The sequence below is a fragment of the Ruegeria sp. HKCCSA071 genome (assembly GCF_017872555.1).
Classification (GTDB): Bacteria; Pseudomonadota; Alphaproteobacteria; order Rhodobacterales; family Rhodobacteraceae; genus Ruegeria.
Genome location: NZ_JAEDOX010000021.1, coordinates 1 through 14,714, shown reverse-complemented (window position 1 = coordinate 14,714; position 14,714 = coordinate 1). Strand labels below are relative to the sequence as shown.

Here is a 14,714-nt window from a genome sequence, read left to right as displayed (position 1 = left end):
CGTTCGATCGGGCCGCATTTCGCCCGATCAGACGTATGCCCTGACGGGCATTGGGAAAACTGGGAGGACTACCGATGAAACTTGCGAAACTTGCAGGCGCCACGGCGCTGGCGGTTACGGCCATGGCAAGCAGTGCAATGGCCGAAGGTGAAACCGTTTGCCTGATCACCAAGACGGATACCAACCCTTTCTTTGTCAAAATGAGAGAGGGTGCGACCGCCAAAGCCGAAGAGCTTGGCATGACGCTGAAGGCCTTTGCCGGCAAAGTCGACGGCGACCACGAAACTCAGGTTCAGGCCATCGAAACCTGCATTCTGGATGGCGCCAAGGGTATCCTGCTGACCGCGTCAGATACGTCGTCTATCGTTCCGGCGGTGCAGCAGGCCCGCGATGCCGGGCTGCTCGTGATTGCGCTGGACACCCCGCTTGAGCCTATCGACTCGGCCGACGCAACCTTTGCCACGGACAATTTCCTTGCGGGACTTCTGATCGGACAATGGGCAAAGGCCACGTTGGGTGATGCGGCGAATGACGCCAAAATCGCCACGTTGGACCTTGCGGTCAGCCAGCCCACTGTGGATGTGCTTCGCAATCAGGGGTTTTTGCAGGGGTTTGGTGTTGATCTGGCCGATCCGAACGTGATTGGCGATGAAGACGACCCGCGCCTTGTTGGCAGCGATGTCACCGCTGGCAACGAAGAAGGCGGCCGCCGCGCGATGGAGAACCTGCTGGCCAAAGACCCGACGATCAACGTGGTGCACACCATCAACGAACCGGCGGCAGCGGGTGCTTATGAGGCGCTCAAGGCTATCGGGCGCGAAAATGACGTGCTGATCGTTTCCGTCGATGGCGGCTGCCCCGGCGTGCAGAACGTGGCGGACGGGGTCATCGGCGCAACATCCCAGCAATACCCGCTGCTGATGGCATCGCTGGGCGTTGAGGCCGTCAAGAAATGGGCGGACGAAGGTGTGAAGCCTGAAAATACCCCCGGTAAGGACTTTTTTGACACCGGTGTGGCGCTTGTGACCGATAAGGCCGCCGACGGCGTCGAGTCCATCTCGGTTCAGGAAGGCATGGACCTCTGCTGGGGTTAAGCTGAACGTACGGAAGGCCGCCACGCGGCCTTCCACTTATCAAAACCACCCATACGCCTGAAACCTTGCTAAAGTCGTCACGCACCTGACGCTTTGGGGGAAGTTCCATGTCCGATTCTTCACGACAAGCTGACGATTTCGAAACCGCCGCAAAGGGCAGCCCGGAGCAAGTCGCCGAGTTTGACGATCATCAACGCGGATTTGTCGGAACGGTTCAGCATTTTCTGCATGTGAACCCGTCGCTGGTCCCGCTGATTGTCCTTGTCGCTGCCATCGTCATCTTTGGTGTCTTGCTGGGCCCCAAGTTCTTTTCGCCCTTTGCGCTGACATTGATCTTGCAACAGGTTCAGATCGTCGGGATCGTTGCCGCGGCGCAGAGCCTTGTGATCCTGACCGCAGGCATCGACCTGAGTGTTGGGGCCATCATGGTGATGTCGTCGGTTGTGATGGGGCAATTCACTTTCCGCTATGGAATGCCACCTTCGGTTGCGATTGTGTGCGGCCTTGCTGTTGGCTCGGCAATTGGGGCCCTGAACGGGTTTCTGGTCAGTCGCATCAAACTGCCACCTTTCATCGTCACCCTTGGAATGTGGCAGATCGTTCTTGCGGCGAATTTTCTTTATTCACAAAACGAAACGATCCGGTCGCAGGAGATCGAGGAACACGCCGCCATCCTGCAACTGTTTGGTGCCAAGTTTAACGTGGGCGGGGCGGTGTTTACCGTCGGGGTGGTCTTCATGCTGGCGCTGATCCTCGTCCTTGCATACGCGTTGCGGCACACGGCCTGGGGCAGGCATGTTTATGCCGTCGGGGATGACCCCGAAGCGGCAGAGCTGTCCGGTGTCAACGTACACCGCACGCTGATATCCGTGTACATGCTGTCCGGACTGATCTGCGCCTTCGCGGGCTGGGCCCTGATTGGCCGGATCGGGTCGGTTTCGCCAACCTCGGGCCAGCTGGCCAATATCGAAAGTATCACGGCGGTCGTGATCGGGGGGATATCTCTGTTTGGCGGCCGCGGGTCTATTCTGGGGTCCCTGTTCGGTGCCCTGATCGTGGGCGTCTTTACGCTTGGGCTGCGGTTGCTGGGTGCGGATGCGCAATGGACGTTCCTGCTGATCGGCATCCTTATCATCGCAGCGGTCGCGGTCGACCAGTGGATCAGAAAGGTGGCAGCCTGATGGAACCCATTCTCAAAGGACGGAACCTTGTGAAACGCTATGGCAAGGTGACTGCGCTGGATCACTGCGATTTTGACCTGATGCCGGGTGAGATTCTGGCCGTGATCGGCGACAATGGCGCGGGCAAATCGACGCTGATCAAAGCAGTGTCGGGCGCGGTGGCGCCGGACGAAGGCGAGGTCTGGCTGGAAGGTCAGAAGGTGAATTTCCATTCCCCGATCGACGCGCGTGAAGCCGGTATTGAAACCGTGTACCAGACGCTTGCCATGTCCCCTGCCCTGTCGATTGCGGACAACATGTTCATGGGGCGGGAAATTCGGCGAAAGGGGCCATTGGGATCATGGCTTCGAATGCTGGACCGTCCGGCGATGGAAAAGTTCGCCCGCGAAAAGCTGAGCGAACTGGGTCTGATGACGATCCAGAATATCAATCAGGCGGTCGAAACCCTGTCGGGTGGACAACGTCAGGGGGTCGCCGTGGCACGCGCGGCGGCGTTCGGGTCCAAGGTCATCATTCTGGACGAACCGACGGCGGCACTGGGCGTGAAGGAAAGCCGCAGGGTCCTTGAACTGATCCAGGATGTGAAATCGCGTGGCATTCCGATCATCCTGATCAGCCACAACATGCCTCATGTTTTCGAAGTCGCAGACCGAATTCACGTGCACAGGTTGGGAAAACGCCTGTGTGTGATTGACCCCAAGGACTATTCGATGTCCGACGCCGTGGCATTCATGACCGGGGCCAAGGAAGCTCCGCCCGAGGATCAGGCCGCATGACCGGTGGCGGTACAGCCCCTGACGTTTTGGCCGACCGTATCGTCGACGCCGTTGAGGCGCTGCCGGCGGCCCGACACCGGCAACTTGTCGCGATTGCCGGGCCACCCGGATCCGGGAAAAGCACCGTTGCCAGCCTTGCCACGGCCAAGCTGAACCGGCGCGGCGTGTCAGCCGGGCTTGTGCCAATGGACGGTTTTCACTTTGACAACGCGATCCTGAAAGAACGTGGGCTTTTCCCCCGCAAGGGCGCGCCGGAAACCTTCGATCTTGTCGGGTTTCATGCCTTGCTTGTGCGTTTGCGTGCCGAAGATGAAGTTGCAATTCCGGGCTTCGACCGAAAGCTTGATCTGGCGATCGCTGCCCGATCAATGATCTTGCCTGACCAGCGGGTCGTTCTGGTTGAAGGCAATTACCTTTTGCTGGATGAAGCGGGCTGGTCGGGCCTTCACGCCCTATGGGCGCTCAAAGTGTTTCTGGGCGTCGATCTGGCGACACTGAAAAGCCGGCTCACCGACCGTTGGGTTGGGTTTGGGCTGGACAAACAGGCCGCAAGAGAGCGGGCGCTTTCAAACGACATTCCGAATGCCGAGCGGGTGATCCAAAACTCGGTACAAGGCGACCTGAACCTGTGACATCTTAGGGCGGGTCAGTCAGAGCGCCCGTGTCACCTGTCTAGTAGGTGGGCGGCACAAGACCGGCCTGAAACCACTTCACGAAAGATACGATAGAAAACACGGGCAGCCCCGTGGCGCGCTGAATATCGGATGCGTAGGGGCACATATTCGTGCATTCCAGCACGATCGCGCCAAGATCGGGGTGTTCCGATGTCAGGGCCATTGCGGCTTCGACATTGTCCTTGCGGGCCTTTTCCATATCAAGGCCCAGCTCATTTCCAAGGATCGCGCGGGTGAACTCCGCCCCGCCTTCGGTTGTGCCGATAGGCGTGTCCAATGGAACATTGGCGGCCAGCAAGTGATCTTGGGTCAGAGTAGAGGCTGATATGGTCAGAACCCCGGCGCGTTTTCCCGCCGGCAGGATGCGGTTGACCATTTCAACCTGCATCAGGGACGATGTGGCCACCGGAACAGGCACAGCCTGGGCCAGCTCATTTTGGAACAGGGACAGGAACCCGCAATTGGTGGTAATCCCGTCCACACCATCTTTGACAAGCTCCTGCGCCGCGTTGATGAACATGTCGAGCATGCCTTCGGCTTTGCGCCGGACCACCCGATCCGGCGAGGCATCACGCACAATGCGATAGTGAACCGGAAAGGGCCAGGTCTGCGCGTTGCCCATATCGCCGGGAATGCGGGGAAAGCGGGCATCCAGCATCAGAATGCCGACAGACGCGCCGTAGATGGATTTTCCGCCCTGCGCGATCATCCCTCAACCTCCTCGATGATACGGGTCGAGATATCGTCCGACCCTTCCATGTAGATGTTCGAAATCCCGTGACGCACGGCATCCTGCACCTGATCCATGCGCTTGGAAATATGTGCACCCAGAACCCGAGCGGCCTCATCCGCGTGCCGGTCCATCAAAGCCTGCATGACGCGTTTGTGTTCGTCCTTTGAGCGTTGCACGCGGTCGAGGCTCATGGAGATCCAACGGATATAGCGGATACGGTCATTGATCCGCGTCAGGGTTTGCAACAGTTCCATGTTTCCAGACAGCTTCGCGATACCCAGATGAAACGCCTCATCCCGGTTGACGGCTTCTTCAACAGTCAGACCGGTGATGTCGATGCCCGTTGCGTAAAGCTCATCCCGCAACAGCTGCAGGTCTTCGTCCGATGCCTTGGCACAGGCCGCGCGCGCCGCCGCTGTTTCAATGATCTGGCGCAGTTCGAACAGGTCGAACACGCTTTGCGCATCCAGCGGGCGGCAGAAAAAGCCTTGTCCGGGGCGGAAGTCGAAAAGCCGTTCGGCAACCAGACGGTTCAAAGCCTCGCGCAGCGGGGTGCGGCTGACGCCCAGATCTCTGGACAACGCCACTTCGTTCAGGCGGTCGCCGGGGCGCAGGCGAAACGAAACCGCCATCGCCTTGACCTGATCATAGATATCATCGACGCGCGGACCCGCCATTACCCCAGCCCTTCTTCGTTTGAATCACAGGTGCCACACGCTGAGCTTGAAATCAATATACAAAGCTGTATACAGGTCTGCGTACAGATTTGACACAAGGGACTCGCAACCATGACAGGGACAAATTTTCTGACCGGAGCCGAAGCCATGGTGCGCATGCTGGAAGCGCATGGTGTGACGCATGTGTTTGGCCTGTGCGGCGATACCACTTTGCCCTTTTATGATGCCCTTGCCCGGATGGATCACGGCATTCAACACATTCTGACACGGGATGAACGGCACGCGGCCTATATGGCGGATGGCTATGCCCGCGTCACCGGCAAGCCCGGTGTGTGCGAGGGCCCGTCCGGCGGTGGTGCAACCTATATCTTGCCCGGAGTGGTCGAGGCCAACGAAAGCTCTGTTCCGATACTCGCGATCACGTCGGATGTGGCAACGACCAGCCGCGGCAAATACCCGTTGACTGAACTGGATCAGCCTGCGCTGTTCCGGCCTCTGGCCAAATGGAACACATCCCTGGACGACGCAGCGAGGCTTCCGGCCATGGTTCGGGCCGCCTTCAGGGCGATGACGACCGGCAGGCCTGGTGCGACGCATCTGGCACTGCCGTTTGACACGCAGAAGGCACAGGTTGACGAGGCTGAAATCTGGGCGGATGACAGGCACCGCAGTTATCCCGCCGAACGGGCCGCGCCTGACCCGGACGCCATCGAAGCAGCGGCTGCCATTCTTGCAGGGGCCAAATCCGCGGTTGCGGTCTGTGGTGGCGGGCCGGTCTTGTCCCGGGCGACCGATGCGCTTCGCCGGGTTGCAGGCTTGCTGGACATGCCCGTGGCCACGACCGTGTCGGGTCAGGGGTCCATTGCCGAGACCGACCCGCTTGCCCTGGGCGTTGTCGGGTCGAACGGGGGCATCCCGGCAACCCGCGCCGTCGTGGATCAGGCCGATGTCGTTTTGTTCATTGGTTGCCGCGCCGGTTCGGTTACAACGGAACGGTGGCGAAGCCCCGGACGCAGCACCACGATCATCCATATCGACAGCGATCCGATGGTGATCGGCGCTAATTACCAGACCGAAGTGGCGATCTGCGCCGATGCCCGTCTGGCCCTGGAGGCTTTGGTGCTGGCACTGGAAAACCGGCAGGACCTGACCAGCCAAGGCGGAGCGGCCAAAGCCCGCGCCGCCTGGGAGGCCAAGATGGCCGCGTTCGCCCCGCTGGCCGCAAGTCGCGAGACGCCGATCCGGCCCGAGGCTGTCATGGCGTCCCTGATGGACATTCTGGATAACGACGCGATTGTCGTCGCCGACCCCGGCACCCCCTGCCCCTATTTCAGCGCATATTACCGCTGGCGGAAACCGGGGCGCCATTTCATCACCAACCGGGCACATGGGGCGCTGGGGTATTCGCTGGGCGCGGCCATGGGGGCACATGTCGGGCGGCCATCGGTTAAAACCCTGTCGGTCATGGGCGATGGCTCGTTCGGCTTCACCTGCGGCGAGTTTGAAACGATGGTCCGGCACAATATGCCAATCACTTCGATCGTTTTCTCGAACTCGGTCTTCGGATGGATCAAGGCTGGCCAGAATGCGGGATTTGGTCAGCGCTATTACAATGTCGATTTCAACCGGACGGACCACGCCGCTGTTGCGGCCGCCTTTGGCGTCAAATCCTGGACCGTTAAAGACCCAGAGGATCTGACGCGTGTGCTGAAACAGGCGATTGAGCATGACGGCCCAACACTTGTCGACATTCATTCACAACCGCTTCACGAAGCGGCCGCACCGGTTTCGGAATGGGTCGCGTAAGAGGCAATTGACGGGGTCAGCTGAGCCAGAAATTCCTGCGCAATCGCGGACAGAGGGCGGCCCTTGGCCGTGATGATCGCAAGATCCAGCATGACAGGCGGCGAAAATGGGCGGGTCTGATACCCTCTCTCGCCATCGAAAGTCACAGTAAAGGGGTCAATCATCGCGACCCCCATACCCTGTTTGACAAAGCTCAGCAGGTTTTCGGACAGATGGGTGTGTATCTGGGTGCGCCATGTGTGGCCTGACGCCTGAAAAATGTCGCGCGTCCGGCGATGGGTCTGGTGTTCCGGACCCATTACGATGAAGGGTTCGTTTTCCAATATCTCTGGTGTCAGAACGTCGTACCCGGCCAAGCGGCTGCCCTCAGGAAAAGTCGCGAGCGTTTCAAACTGAAACTCCTGATAGTTCAGTGTGTCATGCAGAATTGGCATCTCGACGATACCGATTTCAAACAGGCCCGAGATGACCCATTCCTGAATCTTGGATGAATATTGCGATTGAAAGCTGACAGACAGGTTCGGGCGGCTTTTGGCAAAACGCGCGATCTCGCGGGGCATGAAACCAAAAGACAACAGGTGCGGCGCGGCAACCTGCAATTGACCGGGATGTTTGTTCTGCAAGTCGGTTACGGCCTGCGCCACGTGGTCCAGCCCGCGCACCACCGTGTCGACCTCGCGAAATAGCATCTCGGCCTCAGGGGTTGGCAGCAATCGGCCTTTGGTCCGTTCGAACAGAGGCAGACGCGCTTCGCGTTCAAGCTGTGCCAGAAGGTTGCTGATGCCGGGTTGCGATATCCCAAGAACCGAGGCCGCGCCGGTCACGGTTCCGGTTTCCATGATGGCATGAAAGGCCTGAAGCTGACGAAAGCGCAGGGACATGGATTGCAACATCACTTTTTCTGATGAACTTACGAAGATATAGTATTTGAAATGATAGTCCGGTCAAGGCAGGCTTTCCCCATCGACTGGGGGCGAAATGAGCAATCTGGCACAGAAAATCATCGGCTATGCCCTGTGGCACCTTGAACTGCCGGTCACATCCCGCCGGGACCACGGGATCGGATCGGTTGAAGGCGTTTGTGAAGTCGTCATCCTGCGCCTGACATCCGAGGATGGCACGCAAGGGTATGGCGAGGCGTCACCCTGGTCGGTATTCACCGGAACGCCCGAAGCGAGTTTTGCGGCGCTGGACCGTTATCTGCGCCCTCACGTTCTTGGGGCTAGCGTTGGGGACCGGGCCGCCATCATGGCACGTGCAGCTTACGCGGTGGCGCATTGCACCGAAGCCAAGGCCGCGCTGGAAACCGCGCTGTTGGATCTGGCAGGCCGGATCAGCAATGTTCCGGTCTGGTCCTTGCTGGGTGGTCGCTTCCGCGACAGCATTCCGCTGAGTTGCTCCATCGCAAACCCCGACTTTTCCCAGGACATCGAATTGTTGGCGCGCCTGCGTGAGGATGGTGTTCGGATTGTCAAACTCAAGACCGGGTTCAAGGATCACGCCTTTGACATCATGCGGCTGGAGTATCTTGCCCAGAACTACCCGGAGTTCTCGGTCCGCGTGGACTATAATCAAGGGCTCAGCATTGATGACGCGCCATCGCAGGTGCGGGACGTCGCTCAGTTCGAACCGGACTTCATTGAACAACCTGTGCGCGCCCAACAGTATGGCATGATGGCAAAGCTGCGGCAGATGACGGATGTTCCGCTACTGGCCGACGAAAGCGTCTTTGGTCCCGAAGACATGGAGCGCGCGGCCAGCGAAGGGATCTGCGACGGGGTTTCGGTGAAGATCATGAAGTCAGGCGGCCTGACCCGCGGGCAGACGGTTGCGCGCATCGCTGCGGCCCATGGCCTGTCGGCCTATGGTGGCGATATGTTCGAGGCTGGACTGGCCCATTTGGCAGGCACGCACATGATTGCCGCGACACCGGAAATCTCTCTGGGCTGCGAATTCTATCAGGCGTCCTATTTCCTGAAAGAGGATATTCTGGAGGATCCTTTCCAGGTCAGGGACGGTCAGGTTTGTGTGCCTCAGGGCCCCGGACTTGGCGGCAGACCTGACCTGACCAAACTGGATCATTATGCGGTTGCCAAGGTGGTGACAGAATGACGGACAAGAAATCCATAGCCATCATAGGGGCCGGAATTGTCGGCGTTTCGACTGCGGTCTGGTTGCAGCGGGATGGTCACAATGTGATCCTGATCGACAAGGCAGGCCCTGCCGAAGGTACCTCGCACGGGAATGGCGGGGTTTTGGCCTCGTGTTCGATCGTTCCGGTAACAGTCCCCGGATTGTTGGGCAAAGCGCCGAAGATGCTGCTGAGCCCCTCGCAACCGTTGTTCCTGAAATGGGGGTATTTGCCAAAGCTTCTGCCGTGGCTCTGGAAATACCTCAGACATGCAAACGCCGCCGACGTCGAGAGGATCGCCGCAGCACTGACATCCATCGTTGGCGATAGCCTGAATGATCACAAGGCGCTGGCGGCCGGAACAGGGGCGGAGAAGTGGCTGGTTCCGTCAGATTACCTGTTTCTTTACAGAGATCGCGCACATTTTGAGGAAGATGCCTTTGGTTGGGACATCCGGCGCAGGAACGGGTTTCAGTGGGACGAATTGGAAGGCCATGCCTTCCATGAATACGACCCGGTTTACAGTCAGGGCATTGGGTTTGCAGCCCGGCTTTCGGATCATGGCCACATCACCGACCCCGGCCGGTACGTGAAAGACCTTGCCGCGCATGTTGAGGCGAACGGAGGTCGTTTCATACGTGCAAACGTCGAAGACGTGGTTCGGGAAAACGGGCATGTCACAGGTGTTTGGGCCGGTGGAGAGACCATTGCTTGTGACGCAGCCGTCGTGACGGCCGGGATCTGGTCGGGCCCCTTGGCAAGGCGCTTGGGAGTTTCTGTTCCTCTTGAAAGCGAACGTGGTTATCATCTTGAATTGGTAGAGCCTTCCGCGATGCCGCGCAGCCCGGTTATGGTTGTCTCGGGCAAGTTCGTTGCGACACCGATGGATGGGCGCATTCGCCTGGCGGGCATTGTCGAGTTCGGAGGGCTGGATGCGCCGCCCTCGCGCGCACCATTCGAGTTGATGCGCAAAAATGCCCGGGTGGCGTTCCCGGGCGTGACATGGAAGGAGGAAGTGGAATGGATGGGGCACAGGCCCGCCCCGGCTGACTCGATCCCGGTCATTGGCGATGTGCCCGGTATCAAAGGGGCCTATATGGGCTTTGGGCATCACCATATCGGCCTGACAGGCGGGCCAAAAACCGGGCGCCTTCTGGCGCAGATGATTGCGGGCAGAACGCCAAATGTCGACATGAGCGTCTACGCGCCGTCGCGATACGCAAAATAACAAACAAACCGGTGAAAAACGCCGGTGTTTCCAAATTCAACTGGGAGAAGAATGATGAAGAAACTGACAAACCTTCTGGCGGCGACTGCGCTGACTGCCACCGCCGCTGCACCCGCCATGGCCGAGAAATGGGACATGCCGATGGCCTATTCGGCGTCAAACTTCCACTCGGCCACGGGCGCGGAATTTGCCAAATGCGTCACCACCGGCACTGGTGGTGAGATTGAAATCGTCACGCACCCGTCCGGCTCGCTGTTCAAGGGCGCCGACATCAAACGCGCGATCCAGACAGGGCAAGCCCCGATCGGTGAGCGGTTGTTGTCCGGGCATCAGAACGAAAACGCATTGTTCGGGTTTGATTCAATCCCGTTTCTAGCAACTTCATTCGACGACAGTGCCAAGCTTTGGGAAGCGGCCAAACCTTCGATCGAACGGGTGCTGGAGGAACAAAACCTGACCCTGCTTTATGCAGTGCCGTGGCCGCCGCAGGGTCTGTATTTCAAAAACGAGGTTAACTCGGTCGCTGAGATGAAAGGCATAAAATTCCGCTCGTACAACAACGCCACTTCGCGGCTGGCCGAGTTGACCGGGATGCTGCCGGTCACCATCGAAGCGGCTGAAATCAGCCAGGCTTTTGCAACCGGGGTCGCGGATTCAATGATATCGTCGGGTTCGACCGGATATGACCGCAAGGTTTGGGAAAGCCTGAACTATTTCTACGAGGTCGACGCCTGGCTGCCGCGCAACTACGTGATGGTCAATTCCGACGTCTGGTCTGGTGTGTCCGATGCCAACAAGAACGTCATCAAAGGCTGTGCGGAACTGGCAGAATATGCCGGGAACTGGCGCGCCAAGGAATACACCGGCTTTACGTTGCAAGGCCTGCGGGATGGCGGCATGACCGTCGGCCCGGCATCGGATCAGATGGTGCAGGAATTGAAAGAGATTGGCGTGACCATGACCAATGAGTGGCTGGAGGCCGCTGGGGACGAAGGCAAGGCCATCGTCGACGCCTTCAATTCGTCGCAGTAATCCTTTCGGAACGGGCGGCAGCATATCCTGGCGCCCGTTTCATATCCAATCAGAACACAGCGGGGACGGCATGGCGGTTTTGCGAGGGCTTCGGTCCGTATTGGATTTCATTTATCTGGCAGCAGGGGTTCTGGCGGCACTCAGCCTGATTGCCATATTGCTGCTGATCGTAGTGCAGATGCTGGCCCGCTGGACCGGCGAAGTGTTTCCCGGCGCACCGGACTATGCCGGTTATGCGATGGCTGCCGCCTCTTTTCTGGCGTTTGCCAACGCGCTGAACCGGGGCAGCCACATCCGCGTATCGATCCTGCTGAACGCGGTGCCGGACGGTGTGCGGCGCGTTCTTGAAGTATGGTGTTTTGCCATCGGCACTGCTGTCATGTGGTATTTCTGCTGGTATGCCTATCGCTTTGTCTACTGGAGCTGGAAGTTCAACGATGTCAGTCAGGGGCAGGATAGAACCGCCCTTTGGATCCCTCAATCGGCGATGCTGATCGGTGCTGTGATCCTTGCCATCGCCCTGACGGATCATCTGATCCATGTCCTGTTCCGCGGTGAACATCGCATCATCCGCGATCTGGCCGATCAGAGTCACGGAGAGTAAGCGCATGGAAAACCTGGCTGTTATCATCCTCTTCCTCTTTGTGCTTTTTACCCTGTTGGGCACCGGCGTGTGGGTCGGGCTGGCCCTGATGGGTGTTGCCTGGGTTGGGATGGAGCTGTTCACGACACGCCCCGTGGGTGACGTGATGATCACGACCATCTGGTCGGCATCGTCCTCGTGGACCCTGACCGCTCTGCCGATGTTCATCTGGATGGGCGAAATCCTGTACCGAACGCGATTGTCCGAGGACATGTTCAAGGGGTTGTCGCCATGGATGGCCCCCCTGCCCGGTGGTCTGGTGCATACGAATATCGTTGGATGTACTGTCTTTGCCGCTGTCTCGGGGTCATCGGCGGCAACCCTGACGACCGTCGGAAAGATGTCGATCCCCGAGTTGCGCAAACGCAATTACCCCGAACGGATGATCATCGGCACGTTGACAGGTGCGGCCACTTTGGGGCTGATGATCCCTCCGTCCCTGACCCTGATCGTCTACGGGGTGACAATCAATGAATCGATCACCAAGCTGTTCTTCGCCGGTATCCTCCCCGGTCTTGTTCTTGCGGCGATGTTCATGGGCTATGTCGCGCTGTATTCCAAGCTGGGAAAGGACTGGAACCCAAACAACGAAAGCAAGCTGAGCTTTTCCGAGAAAGTCAAAAACTCACGCTTTCTGATGCCTGTGATCCTGCTGATCACAGTTGTCATCGGGTCGATGTATCTGGGCTATGCCACCGCCACCGAAGCCGCGGCTTTCGGCGTGATCGGGGGGCTTTTGCTGGCCGCGGGTCAGGGGTCGCTGACTTGGAAGACCTTTACCGAAAGCCTGATGGGGGCCACGCGCACCAGCGCGATGATCGCCCTGATCCTTGCGGGGGCGGCCTTTCTGTCGCTGTCGATGGGGTTTACCGGCCTACCACGCGGACTGGCCGACCTGATTGCAGGATGGGACCTGACTCGGTTCGAGCTGCTGATGGTGTTGCTGGTTTTCTACATCATCCTGGGATGCTTTCTGGACGGGATATCCTCGGTCGTGCTGACCATGGCCGTGGTTGAACCGATGATCCGTGACGCCGGGATCGACCTGATCTGGTTCGGCATCTTCATCGTGGTTGTTGTCGAGATGGCGCAAATCACACCGCCGATCGGGTTCAACCTGTTCGTGATGCAAGGCATGACAAACCACGAGATGAGCTACATCGCGCGTGCCGCGATCCCGATGTTCCTGATCATGGTATTGATGGTTTTCATCCTCATCTGGTTCCCGGATCTGGCGACCTGGCTGCCGGAAAATCTGCGCCAAAGCCCGGGCGGGTAGAACGGTCTTGAACCCGCTTCATCTGGCGGCGCGCCATGGCCCTCATGTACTGATCGCCGGGCTGGCGGCTGGCCTTCTGCTGCCGTCCCTGGCCGAGCCGATGCGAAACCTTCTGCCGCCACTGGTCGTGTTGTTGCTGTTCGTCACGGTTCTCAGGATGAACCCTGAAACCATTCTCGGGTCGCTGAGCGATCTGCAAAAGGTTGCATTCACAGTCATCGGGTTTCAATTCGTCATGCCGCTGATCGTGCTGGCCATAGGGTTTGCGGGCGGATGGACCGGAACGCCTGTCCTTTTGTCCCTGCTGATTATGGCGGCGGCCCCGTCCATTTCAGGCAGTCCCAATATGTGCCTGATGATGGGCCATCCGCCTGAACACGCGATGCGGCTGATGGTTGTGGGTACGGCCCTGTTGCCGCTGACCGCGTTGCCCGTATTTCTGCTCATGCCCGAACTGGGGGATATTAAATCTGTCTTGCAGGCCGGGTTGCAATTGCTGTTGACCATCGTACTTGCAACCGGGGCTGCCATTATCACCCGGCGCACAGTTCTGCGCGCACCCTCACCCGCGACGCTGCTGAATTTGGAAGGCTTGGCGACACTTACCTTGGCTGTGTTTGTCATCGGGCTGATGCCTTCGGTCAGTGCCACGGCCCTGAACAATCCCGCCATTGCAGCCTTCTGGATCGCGCTCGCCTGTCTGGCCAATTTCGGGGCACAAGCCGTTGCATTTCACCTGAGCCGAAACCGGCTGCCCGCAGACAAATCGACCGCGATATCGATCATCGCGGGAAACCGGAACATCGCCATATTCTTTGTGGCCCTGCCAACCGATGTCACCGCCTCGATCATGGCCTTCATCGGCGCCTATCAAATCCCGATGTACCTGACGCCCATGATCATGCGGCGCCTTTATGGCAAGAACAACCTTCCCGCATAACGGCATCTGCGCTTCGGAGCACCTTGTGGGTCTTACGTGCAATCCCGGATCACAAAGTGCTTCGTCGTTTCCTCGATGACTTCCCAATAGCCGCGAAACCCATTCGGGATCAGAAAACTTGCCCCGTCACGAAAATCTTGCCGGGTGCCGTCTTCATGGATCAAAGCGCAATGGCCTTTGACAATATAGCAATATTCGTCCTTGTCCGTGAACGCATGCCATTTTCCGGGCGTCGAGGTCCATGTGCCCGCCGACAACTTGCCATCCGGACTGGTAAAATGCATCCCGATCTGGTGATACGGGTCGCCGTCGACAACACGGTCCGGAAGATCGGCCAGACGCCGTTCGCTGCGTGTTGCGGGCGCACCGAAGAGATCGAGAACCTGAGGTGTCATGACATCATACCCTCCTGCTGAGCGTGTGTTTCAAAACAGCACGACCCTCCCTCTGCGCGTTGATTGCCCCTTTTGTGATGCGGGGGTCGTTGCCTTCGCTGAGGGCGATTATGGGACGGGTGGCC

15 protein-coding genes are annotated in these 14,714 nt (G+C 58.8%); 11 read left to right on the top strand and 4 right to left on the bottom strand.

The features are described from left to right. The first annotated feature begins 122 nt into the window (after positions 1-122). The 4 genes from I9188_RS19715 to I9188_RS19700 all read left to right on the top strand — a co-directional run bounded on the left by I9188_RS19715 (position 123) and on the right by I9188_RS19700 (position 3,683). The gene (locus I9188_RS19715; RefSeq protein WP_245220750.1) at positions 123-1,094 is read left to right on the top strand and encodes a sugar ABC transporter substrate-binding protein; all 972 of its coding nucleotides are present in this window, start codon (positions 123-125) and stop codon (positions 1,092-1,094) included. A gap of 107 nt (positions 1,095-1,201) precedes the next feature. Beyond that, positions 1,202-2,275, top strand: a complete 1,074-nt coding sequence (locus I9188_RS19710; RefSeq protein WP_209508213.1) for an ABC transporter permease — start codon at positions 1,202-1,204, stop codon at positions 2,273-2,275. Then, on the top strand, positions 2,275-3,051 hold the full coding sequence (locus I9188_RS19705; RefSeq protein WP_209508215.1) for an ATP-binding cassette domain-containing protein: 777 nt from the start codon (positions 2,275-2,277) through the stop codon (positions 3,049-3,051). The genes I9188_RS19710 and I9188_RS19705 overlap by 1 nt, the downstream gene beginning before the upstream one ends. Continuing rightward, positions 3,048-3,683: a hypothetical protein gene (locus tag I9188_RS19700; RefSeq protein ID WP_209508217.1), complete on the top strand. Its 636-nt coding sequence runs from the start codon at positions 3,048-3,050 to the stop codon at positions 3,681-3,683. Before I9188_RS19705 ends, I9188_RS19700 begins: the two co-directional genes overlap by 4 nt. A 40-nt stretch (positions 3,684-3,723) precedes the next feature. Here I9188_RS19700 and I9188_RS19695 read toward each other — a convergent pair whose 3' ends face one another. Beyond that, a complete protein-coding gene (locus I9188_RS19695; RefSeq protein WP_209508219.1) occupies positions 3,724-4,434 on the bottom strand; it encodes an aspartate/glutamate racemase family protein in 711 nt (236 codons plus the stop codon). Beyond that, on the bottom strand, positions 4,431-5,135 hold the full coding sequence (locus I9188_RS19690) for a GntR family transcriptional regulator (RefSeq protein ID WP_209508221.1): 705 nt from the start codon (positions 5,133-5,135) through the stop codon (positions 4,431-4,433). Before I9188_RS19690 ends, I9188_RS19695 begins: the two co-directional genes overlap by 4 nt. A gap of 111 nt (positions 5,136-5,246) precedes the next feature. Between I9188_RS19690 and I9188_RS19685 the strand changes: the two genes are divergently transcribed. Further along, on the top strand, positions 5,247-6,941 hold the full coding sequence (locus I9188_RS19685; protein WP_209508223.1) for a thiamine pyrophosphate-binding protein: 1,695 nt from the start codon (positions 5,247-5,249) through the stop codon (positions 6,939-6,941). Here I9188_RS19685 and I9188_RS19680 read toward each other — a convergent pair. Beyond that, positions 6,902-7,822, bottom strand: a complete 921-nt coding sequence (locus tag I9188_RS19680) for a LysR family transcriptional regulator (RefSeq protein WP_209508225.1) — start codon at positions 7,820-7,822, stop codon at positions 6,902-6,904. The two genes, I9188_RS19685 and I9188_RS19680, sit on opposite strands and share 40 nt — an antisense overlap. Positions 7,823-7,919: 97 nt before the next feature. On the opposite strand from I9188_RS19680, the gene I9188_RS19675 reads away from it, so the two are divergent. The 6 genes from I9188_RS19675 to I9188_RS19650 all read left to right on the top strand — a co-directional run bounded on the left by I9188_RS19675 (position 7,920) and on the right by I9188_RS19650 (position 14,194). Further along, positions 7,920-9,053, top strand: coding sequence for an enolase C-terminal domain-like protein (locus tag I9188_RS19675; RefSeq protein WP_209508227.1), 1,134 nt, complete (start codon positions 7,920-7,922; stop codon positions 9,051-9,053). After that, a complete protein-coding gene (locus I9188_RS19670; RefSeq protein ID WP_209508229.1) occupies positions 9,050-10,300 on the top strand; it encodes an FAD-dependent oxidoreductase in 1,251 nt (416 codons plus the stop codon). The genes I9188_RS19675 and I9188_RS19670 overlap by 4 nt, the downstream gene beginning before the upstream one ends. Positions 10,301-10,354: 54 nt before the next feature. Further along, positions 10,355-11,332 carry a TRAP transporter substrate-binding protein gene (locus I9188_RS19665; protein WP_209508231.1) on the top strand — a complete coding sequence of 326 codons (978 nt, stop codon included), beginning with the start codon at positions 10,355-10,357 and terminating at the stop codon, positions 11,330-11,332. A gap of 70 nt (positions 11,333-11,402) precedes the next feature. Continuing rightward, positions 11,403-11,936, top strand: a complete 534-nt coding sequence (locus I9188_RS19660; protein WP_209508234.1) for a TRAP transporter small permease — start codon at positions 11,403-11,405, stop codon at positions 11,934-11,936. Positions 11,937-11,940: 4 nt separating this feature from the next. Further along, a complete protein-coding gene (locus I9188_RS19655; RefSeq protein ID WP_209508236.1) occupies positions 11,941-13,254 on the top strand; it encodes a TRAP transporter large permease subunit in 1,314 nt (437 codons plus the stop codon). Between the two features lie 7 nt (positions 13,255-13,261). After that, a complete protein-coding gene (locus I9188_RS19650; protein ID WP_209508238.1) occupies positions 13,262-14,194 on the top strand; it encodes a hypothetical protein in 933 nt (310 codons plus the stop codon). A 32-nt stretch (positions 14,195-14,226) separates the two neighbouring features. Here the strand turns inward: I9188_RS19650 and I9188_RS19645 are convergent, their stop codons facing one another. After that, the gene (locus I9188_RS19645) at positions 14,227-14,589 is read right to left on the bottom strand and encodes a cupin domain-containing protein (RefSeq protein WP_209508240.1); all 363 of its coding nucleotides are present in this window, start codon (positions 14,587-14,589) and stop codon (positions 14,227-14,229) included. Positions 14,590-14,714: the final 125 nt, after the last annotated feature.

Excerpts from the sequence above, each read along its gene's own strand:
- I9188_RS19665 (WP_209508231.1), top strand. The coding sequence starts at position 10,355 with ATGAAGAAACTGACAAACCTTCTGGCGGCGACTGCGCTGACTGCCACC.
- I9188_RS19705 (WP_209508215.1), top strand. The coding sequence starts at position 2,275 with ATGGAACCCATTCTCAAAGGACGGAACCTTGTGAAACGCTATGGCAAG.
- I9188_RS19690 (WP_209508221.1), bottom strand. The coding sequence starts at position 5,135 with ATGGCGGGTCCGCGCGTCGATGATATCTATGATCAGGTCAAGGCGATG.
- I9188_RS19680 (WP_209508225.1), bottom strand. The coding sequence starts at position 7,822 with ATGTCCCTGCGCTTTCGTCAGCTTCAGGCCTTTCATGCCATCATGGAA.
- I9188_RS19655 (WP_209508236.1), top strand. The coding sequence starts at position 11,941 with ATGGAAAACCTGGCTGTTATCATCCTCTTCCTCTTTGTGCTTTTTACC.
- I9188_RS19670 (WP_209508229.1), top strand. The coding sequence starts at position 9,050 with ATGACGGACAAGAAATCCATAGCCATCATAGGGGCCGGAATTGTCGGC.
- I9188_RS19675 (WP_209508227.1), top strand. The coding sequence starts at position 7,920 with ATGAGCAATCTGGCACAGAAAATCATCGGCTATGCCCTGTGGCACCTT.
- I9188_RS19715 (WP_245220750.1), top strand. The coding sequence starts at position 123 with ATGGCAAGCAGTGCAATGGCCGAAGGTGAAACCGTTTGCCTGATCACC.
- I9188_RS19685 (WP_209508223.1), top strand. The coding sequence starts at position 5,247 with ATGACAGGGACAAATTTTCTGACCGGAGCCGAAGCCATGGTGCGCATG.
- I9188_RS19700 (WP_209508217.1), top strand. The coding sequence starts at position 3,048 with ATGACCGGTGGCGGTACAGCCCCTGACGTTTTGGCCGACCGTATCGTC.
- I9188_RS19660 (WP_209508234.1), top strand. The coding sequence starts at position 11,403 with ATGGCGGTTTTGCGAGGGCTTCGGTCCGTATTGGATTTCATTTATCTG.
- I9188_RS19695 (WP_209508219.1), bottom strand. The coding sequence starts at position 4,434 with ATGATCGCGCAGGGCGGAAAATCCATCTACGGCGCGTCTGTCGGCATT.
- I9188_RS19710 (WP_209508213.1), top strand. The coding sequence starts at position 1,202 with ATGTCCGATTCTTCACGACAAGCTGACGATTTCGAAACCGCCGCAAAG.
- I9188_RS19645 (WP_209508240.1), bottom strand. The coding sequence starts at position 14,589 with ATGACACCTCAGGTTCTCGATCTCTTCGGTGCGCCCGCAACACGCAGC.